Annotated in this window: 13 protein-coding genes; 8 read left to right on the top strand and 5 right to left on the bottom strand. The window is 41.7% G+C overall.

Annotated elements, in window-relative coordinates; all coding sequences use genetic code 11:
• Window positions 1–20 precede the first annotated feature (20 nt).
• Window positions 21–494, bottom strand: a complete 474-nt coding sequence (locus HWQ44_RS05320) for a TspO/MBR family protein (RefSeq protein WP_292715830.1) — start codon at window positions 492–494, stop codon at window positions 21–23.
• Between the two features lie 553 nt (window positions 495–1,047).
• Here HWQ44_RS05320 and HWQ44_RS05315 point away from each other — a divergent pair.
• Window positions 1,048–1,617, top strand: coding sequence for a DUF3611 family protein (locus tag HWQ44_RS05315; RefSeq protein ID WP_292715828.1), 570 nt, complete (start codon window positions 1,048–1,050; stop codon window positions 1,615–1,617).
• A 433-nt stretch (window positions 1,618–2,050) separates the two neighbouring features.
• Window positions 2,051–2,290, top strand: a complete 240-nt coding sequence (locus HWQ44_RS05310) for a hypothetical protein (protein WP_292715826.1) — start codon at window positions 2,051–2,053, stop codon at window positions 2,288–2,290.
• 111 nt (window positions 2,291–2,401) lie between these two features.
• Here the strand turns inward: HWQ44_RS05310 and HWQ44_RS05305 are convergent, their stop codons facing one another.
• Together HWQ44_RS05305 and era are read right to left on the bottom strand one after the other, a co-directional pair.
• A complete protein-coding gene (locus HWQ44_RS05305; RefSeq protein ID WP_292715824.1) occupies window positions 2,402–3,079 on the bottom strand; it encodes a response regulator transcription factor in 678 nt (225 codons plus the stop codon).
• A gap of 113 nt (window positions 3,080–3,192) precedes the next feature.
• Complete coding sequence (gene era, locus HWQ44_RS05300; protein ID WP_292715821.1) at window positions 3,193–4,167, bottom strand: GTPase Era; 975 nt, start codon at window positions 4,165–4,167, stop codon at window positions 3,193–3,195.
• A 283-nt stretch (window positions 4,168–4,450) separates the two neighbouring features.
• On the opposite strand from era, the gene HWQ44_RS05295 reads away from it, so the two are divergent.
• The gene (locus HWQ44_RS05295) at window positions 4,451–5,533 is read left to right on the top strand and encodes an ATP-dependent 6-phosphofructokinase (protein ID WP_292715988.1); all 1,083 of its coding nucleotides are present in this window, start codon (window positions 4,451–4,453) and stop codon (window positions 5,531–5,533) included.
• Window positions 5,534–5,642: 109 nt separating this feature from the next.
• Here HWQ44_RS05295 and HWQ44_RS05290 read toward each other — a convergent pair whose 3' ends face one another.
• On the bottom strand, window positions 5,643–6,770 hold the full coding sequence (locus tag HWQ44_RS05290; RefSeq protein ID WP_292715818.1) for a succinylglutamate desuccinylase/aspartoacylase family protein: 1,128 nt from the start codon (window positions 6,768–6,770) through the stop codon (window positions 5,643–5,645).
• A 145-nt stretch (window positions 6,771–6,915) separates the two neighbouring features.
• Between HWQ44_RS05290 and HWQ44_RS05285 the strand changes: the two genes are divergently transcribed.
• Window positions 6,916–10,815, top strand: a complete 3,900-nt coding sequence (locus tag HWQ44_RS05285; protein WP_292715816.1) for a tetratricopeptide repeat protein — start codon at window positions 6,916–6,918, stop codon at window positions 10,813–10,815.
• 49 nt (window positions 10,816–10,864) lie between these two features.
• Here HWQ44_RS05285 and HWQ44_RS05280 read toward each other — a convergent pair whose 3' ends face one another.
• Window positions 10,865–11,152: a hypothetical protein gene (locus HWQ44_RS05280; protein WP_292715813.1), complete on the bottom strand. Its 288-nt coding sequence runs from the start codon at window positions 11,150–11,152 to the stop codon at window positions 10,865–10,867.
• 25 nt (window positions 11,153–11,177) lie between these two features.
• Between HWQ44_RS05280 and HWQ44_RS05275 the strand changes: the two genes are divergently transcribed.
• The 4 genes from HWQ44_RS05275 to HWQ44_RS05260 are packed head-to-tail and all read left to right on the top strand — an operon-like array spanning window position 11,178 to window position 12,766.
• Window positions 11,178–11,534: a hypothetical protein gene (locus tag HWQ44_RS05275; protein ID WP_334853268.1), complete on the top strand. Its 357-nt coding sequence runs from the start codon at window positions 11,178–11,180 to the stop codon at window positions 11,532–11,534.
• A gap of 47 nt (window positions 11,535–11,581) precedes the next feature.
• Window positions 11,582–11,872 carry a hypothetical protein gene (locus tag HWQ44_RS05270; RefSeq protein WP_292715810.1) on the top strand — a complete coding sequence of 97 codons (291 nt, stop codon included), beginning with the start codon at window positions 11,582–11,584 and terminating at the stop codon, window positions 11,870–11,872.
• Entirely contained in the window at window positions 11,869–12,288 is a 420-nt protein-coding gene (locus HWQ44_RS05265; protein WP_292715807.1) for a PIN domain-containing protein, read from the top strand. The genes HWQ44_RS05270 and HWQ44_RS05265 overlap by 4 nt, the downstream gene beginning before the upstream one ends.
• A gap of 19 nt (window positions 12,289–12,307) precedes the next feature.
• Entirely contained in the window at window positions 12,308–12,766 is a 459-nt protein-coding gene (locus HWQ44_RS05260) for a hypothetical protein (protein WP_292715804.1), read from the top strand.

Genomic DNA, 12,766 nt, shown 5'->3' with positions numbered 1-12,766 from the left:
ATCATTCGCTGGTGCGAATCTTAGATATCTTGAGGGTTGAGACTAGCCATCTGCCAAGTGGTATAAGTACCAATGGGACTCCAGAGCAAATAAGGAACTAGTAATAGTGCTGCCCAACCAGAAAAACCTAAGACTGCAAGTATCAATAAAACACAAATGATCAAACCTGTGCCACCGAGAATTGTGCCCACTTTCAGACTGCGAAGCTTAAACATTACAGGCGTATAGGCAATAGTCACAATTTCTAAAAGCAGATATAAACCCATAATTAACCAGGTTGAAGTGCTTCCTGGGTCTTTCTCCCAGACAATATAAGCCGACCAAGCACCGCAAATAAATATTACAGTCCAGATAATTGGAATCGCACCCTCAAAAGTTAGCCATCTCGGTCGTTGTAAGCGCTTGAACCACTGGCGATCGCTAGGCGTAATCACGTTAGCTGCTAAGGCAACTAAGAAAGCCACACCCCCAATCACCATCCAAGATTTAATCATGCCCGTTAGTCCTTTACAAGCGCTATCTATCGCTTAATATCACTCTTTATAGTGTGATTTTGTCAATTTAATTGCTAATTCTTCATCGTCCCTGAGTTTGAAACCTTTACATCGTTTGGCAGGATTTTAAATTATGGGGACTGGGGACTAGTACCGCAAGGCGGAATTAAAAATTAAAAATTAAAAATTAAAAATGAATACAGCGTAAGCATTTCATTGATTTGGAATGGTGAGGTAGTCCGGTCTTCTCCCAAGGGGAGACGCCAAAGGCGATGGGGGTTCCCCCCATGAGGAACTGCCGAACCCGTTAGCGCAGCGTTAGCGAGTCATCGAGCGTCAGGGGTGGTTTATTTCCGCCGCGTTGTACTAGGGAGAATTATCGAAGAAGTTTTTCCCTTGTCTTTATTGTCTCTTCCCAATACCCAATGCCCATTAAGATTTTATTCCCCAAGATTTTGAGGTGATTATGTCTAGGGATGGGGGTATGGGGTGAACAGTGGAAATAATCTTGGCAGTAGGGGGATTAAGGTAATTAGATTCAATGGTAATTGATATGCAAATAGAATCAGAACCGCGTTCGCTAGCACCAGAAACACGAGGAATTGGTAATACCATTCGCCTTACAGGCTGGATTGCTTTCTGGATACAATTGGCAATTGGAGTAGTTTCGGTCTTAGCTTTGTTGTTTGCCTTGACTGGTCGTAGCTTTGTTCAGCAACAGAATACTGGTCTTGGGATTGGTATATTTTGGGCTGTATGCGGAATTGTACTGTTGTTATTCTGTCTCTATTGGGATTTTCGTTACACTCGCATAGGCAAAGCTTTAGAAAATCCCAATCTAGCTTTGCATCCTAGTAAGCCAGATACAACTATAATCCTCCGACTGGGGATAATTGCAGGTTTAGTGGGAATATTATTAACTCTCTTAGGTGCTAGTTCAACAGTGTTAGTGCTAGTGGCAAAATCTATATCCCAACCTCCAGGAGTAGCAATCACTGACCCCTACAGGATTATTCGACCAATGGATGTTTTTGTGGCTGTGGCAGACATCACTGGGATTGCTGCTCACTTTGTGGGTACTGTCGCTTCCTTATGGTTGCTGGAACGAGTGCATCAACACTAACGCAAGAAGGCACAAGAGAAAAAACTTAGTATAAGTTTTGAGTCATGAGTAAATTCCAACTACGATCGCTACCGCCTTGGAGGCGATCGCACTGCGATTTCTGAAGCAACTAGAGGGGTGATAAATTATTCAATAGCCAGCGCTTAGAATGCTCTCACTGTCACGGCAGCCTTAACTTCATAGATTCAATTATCTATAAAGTCTAGCTTTCAAATAAATCGCTTTCCATAACACCTAACAGCAAGACTGCTAGTCTATTAACGCAGAAATGCTCAGTGTAGACCGCCTTTTTTCGTGTCTTTAGGTCAGTTTTAATTATTCTAACTTTTATCTAAAGATATAGTTTAAAGGCAGATTGTTATTACTTCTGACAGTTACTTTAAATCATCCTGATGAGTGAAAGTAAATATACTTAATAACTGAGGTTCAAAGCATGGAATCTACAGGTAAGGTTCAAACTGTGGACTCATCCTGGTCTCTTCCACTACCATTGAAAGAGTATGCAATGAGCCGAGTAACTGTCTACTTTTATAGCGACAGATGGGTTCCTATTAAATTTTGTTTTTTGGAAAAGGCAATTTTGCTTCACCACAAGGCAAACTTAGAAGGCAAGGAAATTTTATTATTTCCTGCTGATTTAGACCCCAATGAATTCTCAACTTCTTTTAACTAAAATGCATTGAGGTAGACTATTTTTCAACAATTTTGGCAACAAATGAATCGGCACTAGAGGCGTACATATATATATGTACGCCTCTACTTGTAAATGGAATTATCAAGATATTCAAACCAACCCAGAACGTAGTGCTACAACTGCTGCTTGCACGCGATCGTCTACTGCTAATTTATTCATAATCCCTCGGACGTGAGTTTTGATGGTGTTGGGGCTGAGATAGAGTTTTTCGGCAATCTCTGGGTTACTCAAGCCGTCTACCATGAGCTTTAACACTTCTAACTCGCGCCCAGATAAGTTGGCGTTGTTGGTGGTGGGTGAAGGCGGTTTGAGATTGTCAATCACTCGCCGCGCAATTTGGGGATCGAGATAGGCTGCACCATCAACTGCGGCTGCGATCGCACTTAACAATCTTTCCACACTTGCACCTTTGATACAATACGCATCTGCACCGCTAGATAGTGCCGCAATAATTTCTGTCTCCGTTTGATGAGATGTCAGCATCACCACATGAGTTGCTGGTAGCGCCGCCTTAATTTGCTGTGTGGCTGCAATGCCATCCAATCGCGGCAAGCCAATATCCATAACTACCAAATCAGGCTTCAGTTGCAGTGCTGCTTGGACTCCCAAATAACCATCTTCGGCTTGTCCAACAATCTCCAACTGAGGATGAGCCATTAACGATTGCTCTAATCCCAGTTGCATCATCGGATCATCTTCAACAATTAACACGCGCAACGGCGGAGCATTGATCGGTAAATTTAAGGGATAGCGAGTATCTAAAGACATTTTTATTAATTAAAAGTCATTTGTCATTTGTCCTTTGTCATTTGTCATTTGTCCTTTGTCGTTTGCTTTTTTTGCTTGCCAATGGCTAATGACTAATGACAAATGACCAATTATTATTCTTCGACGCGATAGCCTAACTCTGCTAAACTAATCCGCGACTGTCGCCATTTTGGCTGGACTTTGACAAACAATTCGAGGTAAACTTTACCAGCGATTAACTTTTGGATTTGCTCGCGAGCTTCACTACCAATTGCTTTGAGCATTGCTCCACCTTTGCCAATGAGTATGCCTTTTTGGGAATCGCGCTCGACGTTGATAGTAGCAAGTACACGGATAATGCTGGGAGTTTCTTCTACTAGATCAATGGCGATCGCTACTGAATGGGGTACTTCTTCACGAGTCAACAATAAAATTTGTTCTCGGATTAATTCACCCATAATAAAGCGCTCTGGCTGGTCAGTTACCAAGTCTGGGGGATAATATAATGGCCCAATTTCTAAATGTTCAATTAATAATTCTTGAAGTTGCGGTAATCCGGCACTAGTCTTGGCAGAAAATTTTACGATTTCCCATTCATGGGACTGGGCCATCTGAGCGTAACTATCATCTAGAAACTGAGAGTCAGTCGGTTGTTGGTCGGTTTTGTTCACGCCCAGAATTACTGGTGTTTTGCTGCGACTGAGCAATTCGGCAATATAGCGATCGCCCGATCCACAAGCTACCGCTCCATCTACCACAAATAGCACTACATCTACCGACTCAATGGCAATTTTGGCATTTTGCACCAATACTTCGCCTAATTGATGATGAGGCTTATGAATTCCTGGTGTATCTACAAATATTAACTGCGCCTCTGGTGTAGTTAATATACCCCGCAAACGGTTCCGTGTCGTTTGTGCTACAGGGGAGGTTATGGCAATTTTTTGTCCTACCAATTGATTCATTAAAGTAGATTTACCGACATTGGGACGACCAACAATGCCGATAAAACCTGATTTAAATTCAGGAGGAGCCTGTGGGATTGTTACTTCTCCTGAAAAAGAGAAAGTGTAATTATCAATACTAGTCACCTTTGGCTCCACCCTCATATTTTACAGCTGGGATAACTTGATTTTTTCTTAAACACAAAACAAGCATAAAAACACCCTAGCATTTTCGGGGATTGCTTTTGCTCAGGTTTAATCTACTACTGGCTCTACACTTAACATTTTACAGCTGAGATAACTTGGTTTTGTTTTTAGATACAAAACAAACATAAAATTACTTTGGCATTTACAAGGAGCGCTTTTGCTTAGGTTTAATCTGCTGCTAACTTTGGTTTAAGTTTCATCGACTACTCAATATATTTGAATCAAAATGTCAATAAAAGAGATGGGAGAACGCAAACGCATTGGAATTCTTACCAGTGGAGGTGATTGTTCTGGCTTAAATGCTGTGATTAGGGCTGTAGTAAATTGTGCTGTGGATACTTACGGCTGGGAGGTTTTGGGAATTCGGCAAGCGACTCTAGGATTAATGGCGCGTCCCCCACAATTCACCAAACTGGAAGTTGATCAAGTTGACTCGCTGTTAACTGCGGGTGGCACAATGTTGGGGACAACCAATAAAGGCGACCCTTTTGCTTTTCCAATGGCGGATGGCAGTTTATGCGATCGCTCCGAAGAAATTATTGCAGGTTATCATCAACTAGGTTTAGACGCTTTGATTGGTATTGGTGGTGATGGTAGCTTGGCAATTCTCCGTCGCCTCGCCCAACAAGGCGGGATTAATCTAGTAGGTATTCCCAAAACCATTGATAACGATATTGGCGTTACTGAACATGCCATCGGTTTTGATACAGCGGTGAATATTGCCACGGAAGCACTAGATCGCTTACATTTTACTGCTGCAAGTCATAGTCGAGTCATGATTTTGGAAGTAATGGGGCGTGATGCTGGACACATAGCAATAGCTGCGGGAATTGCGGGGGGAGCAAATGTAATTTTAATTCCCGAAATTCCTTATACAGTTGAGCATATTTGCCACAAAATCAAAGAACGCCAAGAAAAAGGTAAAAACTATTGTTTGATTATTGTTTCCGAAGCAGTTCGCACCCAAGGTGGCGAAAATGTGACGATTACAAATCGCTTAGGTCAAAGTCGATACGGTGGAATTGGCGAATACTTAGCCGATGAAATTATTCAGCACATCGGTGTAGAAACGCGAGTCACAGTTTTAGGACACATTCAACGGGGTGGGACTGCTTCACCACTAGATAGATTAGTTGCAACAGCCTTTGGCGTAGCAGCGGTTAACTTGATTGCCGAAGATAGATACGATCGCATGGTGACATGGCAAAATCGCCAAGTATTAAGTGTACCAATTACAGAAGCGATCGCTCAATATAGCGCTGTCGATCCTAATGGTACTTTAGTTAAAACCGCTCGTGGTATGAGTATTTATTTAGGTGACTAAACTCAATACTGTTCGGTTAAAGCGAGAGACGCGATGAATCGCCGTCTCTACAATAATTAGTCTTTTGTAGAGACGGCGATTTATCGCGTCTTGCCCAATGCCCCATGCTCTAACTCACAATTCCTAGTACAAACTCGCCTTCATTCACGGCTTGATTGGTTGCCACATCATAAACTAATCCATCATGTTGAGCGCAGACATCAATTACACTAGGTAGTTGACCTTCTTTATTAAAGCTGAGAATTTGATACAGCTTTTCTCCAGCTTTGACTTTACTACCTAATGCTATTCTCGATTGAATCATCCCACCTGCGATCGCATAATATTTTTTCCGGTTGCTGCTAGATGCGAAAGTCATCTCATGGGTTTTTGTATCATCTGATAAATCAGGAATTTGCAATACATCTTTTTGCACTAAATAGTTTTTTACACCCTGTACACCTTTGGCGACTGAATCAGGATTCATTTGCATTCCTGTTCCCAATTCCAGTGTCCAAGCTTCCACATCAAACTTGATTTCCCTACCAAACTCTTTAAAACAAGCTTCCAGCGCTAACCAAGGTTTGATAAAAGCTTCATCAAAAGCATCGCCATCATATTTATCAAGTAAGATTCCGAAATCGAGTAGAAAGTATTTTGCACTATCTTCTCGATTTTGGAAGTAATAAACGTAGTCTAAGGCTTGATTTGTAGAACTATGTAAGTCAATTAAGTAGTCTGCATCTAAACTCATATTTTGTAGTTTGTAGCTAAAAAGTTCAGTGTAAGGAACACCACTAGAAGAATTAGTTTTTTCTAAAATTTTTGCAAATTGTTGCTTAATGATAGTTAGATAATTTTGTCGAATCACCTCTATATCGATATGAAGTTGAGATTTAGTAAAAGCTACTAAATCATCAGCTTCTTTCTCGTAGTCCCAAAATATGCGATTCCAGTCTTTAGCTTCGTAAACGCAGTAACGCCCAGGTGAAAAATGATGAGCGCGTTCATTTGTTCCCATTGGATTACAAACGGGAACTAGCCAAATTTCTCCAGCTAAATCTGTATCATTTATTGTTAATAAAAATTCAATTAGCTGGTGAATAACGGCATTACCAGCAATTTCCGCACCGTGCAGATTAGATTGAATGTATACCTTTTTACCAGGTTGAGCGCCGATGAATTTGTATAGTTGTAAGTAGAGGCGATCGCCCGAAGCCATTTGACGTAATACAATGCTTTCAATAACTGGCAGCATGAAATAACTCGGTGATGATTTGAGTAAATTATCGCTGTATCTGTACTGAATTAAAAGCCTAGCCCGATAGAATTAGCTGATTTCATTTGCGTAATCAGCTAACCTCCGCGTGAATTACTAGGATAAGTTAGCATCACATTAACTAGTGTTGGCAGTAGCTATGGCGCAAAATTGGTTGCGGATTACGCATCAAGACGATAAAATCCAACTTTCTTGGCAACGCGGATATGAAAGTCCTCGTTTTGCGTCAGAAGTCGCCTTTCAGCAACCCTTCGATAAAGAAAACGCAGCTGAGTTGCGCTGGTATTTAGAAGATTATCTGAAGTTCCCTTACGGTATTTTTCCAGATAACGCTGTAAAAATTGAACAAAAATTACAGCATTGGGGACAACAGCTATTTGAACTAGTATTTCGCAGTACAGAGAAAGGAAGAGAGTTTTTTCAGGAAGCGACACGCGAAGGGCTAGATAACTGTGAACTGGGCATCATTTCTGATAACGCCGAAGTGCTGAATTTGCCTTGGGAGTTGCTATATTCCCCTGATTATCAATTTCTTGCACCTTCACTAGCGGGGATGTATCGCAGTCTCAGCAGTCAGAGCGTAAAAGCACCATTGCCAGCAATGCCCGATGACCAACTGAATATTTTACTAGTTATTGCCCGTCCTGACGATCAGCAAGACGTTGGGTTTAAAACCATTGCCCGTCCACTGCTGGCGGCGCTGCAACCGATACGTCAGCGAGTCAATCTTAAGGTATTGCGTCCCCCTAGCTTGAAAGAGTTTGAAGCAGAACTCCAGGCAAATAAGGGTTTTTATCATATCGTCCATTTTGATGGACATGGGAATTTTGACAGCGAGACACAGGGAGTTTTAGTTTTTGAGGATGAACAGGGAAATGAGCAAGCTGTCAGCGCTAGAGAAATTGCTCAATATTTGACAGATTGTCGCGTGCCTATTTTTGTGCTGAATGCTTGCAAGTCTGGACAAGTAGGCGAAGAAGCTTTTTCTTCTGTGGCGGGACAGTTGGTGAAATTGGGGGCTAAGGGTGTGGTAGCGATGGCGTATTCAGTTTACGCCAAAGGTGCAGAACACTTTATTGGGCGGTTGTATGGGGAATTAGTCAGGGGAGAGTGTATCGCCACAGCCGTTGCAGCAGGGCGAAAGTCCATGTCTATTGACAAAATGCGCCCCAGTCCCAAAGGAAATTTACCTTTACAAGATTGGCTTGTGCCGGTGTTGTATCAGCAGGAACCCTATACACCTTTTGTTCCTAAAAAGACAGCACCCAGTTTTGCCGATTTGATGGCGCAAGCAGACAATACCCCAGAAAGTAGCAAGGCTGTAGGTTTACCTGATGAAAGTGCTTATGGTTTTATTGGGCGGGATTATGAGATTTTGCGTTTAGAGAGAGCATTTCGGCAAAATCATCTGGTTTTGGTGCAGGGAATGGGCGGCGTTGGTAAAACTGAGTTAGTTGCAGGTTTCGCCAGGTGGTTGGATGATACTCAAGGACGCACTGGCGGTATGTTCTTCACCTCCTTTGAACAGGGTGCGGGGTTGAGTCAGGTAATTAACCAAATTGGTAGGGCGTTGGGAGGTGAGAGATTTTCCCAAATGATGTCAGATAAGCAAGAAGATGTGGTGCGGCAATATTTGCAAACTAATCCTTGCTTGTTGATTTGGGATAACTTTGAACCTGTCAACGGTTTTCCTACGGGGAATGAACCATTATTGAATGGGGAAGAAAGAAACAAGCTGAAGCGGTTTCTTAAAGAATTACGGGGTGGTAAATCTTGGGTATTAATTACCAGTCGCCGCGAAGAACCTTGGCTAGATTGTGGGTATAGTTTAATCAACTTGCGGGGGTTGTCTCAAGCGGATGCCCAAGAGTTAGCCGCGAAGATTTTGCAAACCGTAGGTGTGGAGAGAAAGAACCTGCCAGCAGAGTATTTGGAATTGTTGAAATTGTTGGGGGGACATCCGTTGTCTTTGCGGGTGGTGTTGCCGCATTTAAAGATGCAGACACCCGTGCAGTTAATTGAGGCGTTGCGGCAGGGGTTAGATACTTTTAGGGGACAAGAGGAAGAGGGGAGAGAAAAATCTCTTACTGTGTCGTTGGATTATTCTTTTGCTAAGTTGTCAGAACGAACACGTCAGCATTTACCATTTTTGGCGCTGTTTTCGGAACGGGTTGATGCACATTGGCTGTATCAGTTCTCAGAAAGTCCTGATAATAGCTATGGACAAGCTTATCAAACAGTGTTTGAAGAGAACTTGCAGAAAGCTGATTGGATGAAAATTCTCAACGAAGCCGCCGCCGCCGGTATTGTAGAATATTGGGATTATGAGACTATTTACAAGATTCACCCAGCATTACCTTGGTATTTACGGCAAAAATTGAACTTGTTCAGCCTGGGAATAAATGGTGAGGCTGACAGCACCCGCCTCAGAATTGATTCCCAGGCGGTTGTGGACGCGCAACGCAATATTAAAGAACTCGAAAAAAATTTGCTGATTTTCTACGCTTATCTGGCGGATATCTACTGTAAGGAACTAATCAGCAACGCCGAACAAGCAACTTTTATGCTGCTAATGGAAGAACCAAATCTGTTGCAAAACCTGCGCCTCGCCGAACAGCAACAGGAATGGGTTGAAGCACGAGTAATTCTGTTAGCTTTGGGAAAAGTGTATGAACGCTTAGGGCGTAAACCCGAATTCAAGTCACTGCGACACCGAGCGTTAAACCAAATTGGCATTTACTTGGCAGATGCAAAAGCAAAGGGTAAAGATGCTTTTAATTTTTGGATGTATTTACGGGGTGTGGATGCAAGTGAAGCAGCTAAAAGTCTTGATTTGGAACACGCAAGGAAAATCTATCAAGAAATTTTAGATGAATTGATAGCTGTAAACGACCCCTTAATGAATGACGACATTGCTGTTGCTTATCACCAACTCGGCATAGTTGCTCAAGAGCAACGGCAGTTTGATGTGGCTGTTGATTACTACCTGAAGGCACTGAAGATTTATACAGATATCGGGGATTTGTACAGTACTGCGGGTGAATATCATCAACTAGGTATAGTTGCCCACAAGCAACGGCAGTTTGATGTGGCAATTGATTATTACCACAAGGGGCTGAAGATTTATGAAAATGCTAGGGATTTGTACAATGCTGCTATGCATTATCACCAACTGGGCATGGTAGCCAAAGACCAACTGCAATTTAATATGGCAGTTGATTACTACAACAAGGCGCTGAAGATTTATGAAGATGCTGGAGATTTGCACAGTGCAGCCAGAGAATATCACAATCTAGGCATAGTTGCCCAAGAGCAAAGGCAGTTTGATGTAGCGGTTGATTACTATCACAAGGCGCTGAAGATAAAAGAAGATGCTGGAGATTTTTACAGTGCTGCTAGCGACTATCACGTACTGGGCATAGTTGCCCAAGAGCAACAGCAGTTTAATGTGGCAGTTGATTACTACAACAAGGCACTGAAGATTTATGAAGATGCTGGAGATTTGCACAGTGCTGCTAGCGACTATCACGTACTGGGCATTGTAGCTCAAGAGCAACAGCAGTTTAATGTGGCAGTTGATTACTACAACAAGGCCCTGAAGATATATGAAGATGCAGGGGATTTGTACAGTGCTGCTGGTGATTATTACCAACTGGGCACGGTAGCTCAAGAGCAAAGACAGTTTGATGTGGTAATTAACTATTATCAAAAAGCTTGGGAAGTTTTTGAACAATTCCGCGATTGGTATAAGGGTTCATTAACATTGGGGCAATGGGGAAAGGTTTTAGAAGCTCAGGAAAATTATTCTAAGGCTTTGCAAATTTATATTCATGTTTTAGCCATTGACTTAGAGCATAATCAAGATTGGATTGGTTATCGGATCAATGATTTAGCACGTATGCTTAAGCAGTTAGGCGAAAGCCAGTTTCAAGCTATTTGGCGCGAGGCTACGGGTGAAGAGTGCGCCAGAGAGGTGCGCGAGGCAATTTGGACAGCGCGAGATAGGCTAGAAACAGAGTCGTAGGGTGCAGTGCAAGATTTATTGCCAACGTCAAATCATTCATAAGTTTTATTTAAGCGTTGCTTGCGATCGCATAAGCGTTTGCCACAAAAACGATCGTTTTCATAACCAAAATCATCATTTTCATAACCAAAATCATCATTTTCATAACCAAAATCGTCATTTTCATAACCAACATCGTCATTTTCATAACCAAAATCATCATTTTCATAACCAAAATCATCATTTTCATAACCAAAATCGTCATTTTCATAACCAACATCGTCATTTTCATAACCAAAATCATCATTTTCATAACCAAAATCATCATTTTCATAACCAAAGCGATCGTTTTGGTCACGACAAGGTGGTTATTCAGAAGTGCGATGTCTACGACGGGCTACACCTACGCAACATTTACAGCAGTGTTCTATCCTAGAAACAAAAAGGGCAAAAGTATGCAAGCCTACAAGCTCAACGCCACAATTGATGAATCAGGTCATTTAATTATTGACGAACCTCTAAATATTGCTCCTGGAAAAGTGAAAGTGATTATTTTGCAGCCAGTTTCATCCTTGGAAACTTCTACAGAAACTCCTACTGAGTCACAGCCAGAGAAGCCGAGAAGAAAGTCTAAAGTAAAAGCATTTGAAGGTTTATTTGAAAATGTCCCACCGACACCACCAGACTTTGACCCAGACCAAGCCCGATGGGAATATTTGAAGGAGAAACATAATCTGTGAAATTGCCTGAAATATTATTTAATTATATATAGATGAGGAAAACCAATATGCAAGCCTATAAGCTAAACGCCACAATTGATGAATCCGGTAATTTAATTATTGACGAACCTCTAAATATTGCTCCAGGGACGGTAGAAGTGATTATTTTGCAACCTGTTCCATCCTTGGAAAGTTCTAGAGAAAATCAAACTCAGTCCCAGTCTGAAAAGCAAAAAAGAATAGTGGAATGCTCTATACCCATTTTGAAAGAGTGGTTGGAAAGTACAGAGCCGACTCCTTCAGATTTTGACCCCGACCAAGCCAAATGGGAATATTTGAAGGAGAAACATAATCTGTGAGAGTCTTATTAGACACTAATATAATTTTGGATTTTGCTCTTGAACGCCATCCTTTTTACAGCAATACTATACAAGTATTCTCATTTATTTATCAAAAACAAATAGAAGGTTATCTTTCTGCTTCTACTTTTAGTGACCTCTACTACATCATTCGGAAAGATAAAGGTCGAGCCTCTGCTCTATCCCTTTTAAATAGAATTGTAACCTTCTGTCAAGTCGCAACAGTAGACAGTACCACAATCAACATGGCATTAACTGCTAACTTTAGAGATTTTGAAGACGCTATTCAATACAGCACTGCGGCACTCAATCACTTAGATGCTATTATTACTCGCAATCCTAGAGATTTTCCAGTTGCTACTCCCAGAATTATCACACCTGAAGAATTGATTCAGGAACTAACAAATACTCCATAAATAATTAAGTCAAATATATATGAATGCCCAATTAACCCCTGTCGAAATCCAAGAATTTCAGCAACTTCTCGCAAACGAAACCCCAGCACAACATGCACTTACTACCCTGCAACAACACAACGGCAATCTAGAAGCGAGTTTTGATGCACTTTGGCAAGAGAAAGTCGGCACAACAGATTATAGTAGGGGCAAAAAATCTCTCTTACAACTCACCCTCGACGAAATCCGCGCGGAAATCTGTGGTGATGATGGTTTACGGGGCAAAATCAAAGAATACACTAATAACCCTGGTAGTTCTTCTCTGCTCAATAGTATCATTGGCTCACTGGTAGCCGTTGCAGCAGTACATGGAATACCAATTGATGGTGCGATCGCAACAATTGTCGTATTATATATTATCAAAATTGGAATCAACGTTCTCTGCAAATACACTGAGCCAGAAAGTCAGGAGAAACAAGGGAAAAATAATAACTCCTAA

The sequence above is a fragment of the Nostoc sp. JL34 genome (assembly GCF_017114945.1).
Taxonomy (GTDB): Bacteria; Cyanobacteriota; Cyanobacteriia; order Cyanobacteriales; family Nostocaceae; genus Nostoc.
The sequence above is the reverse complement of the archived record's forward strand: the minus strand, read 5'-3'. Positions and strand labels throughout refer to the sequence as shown.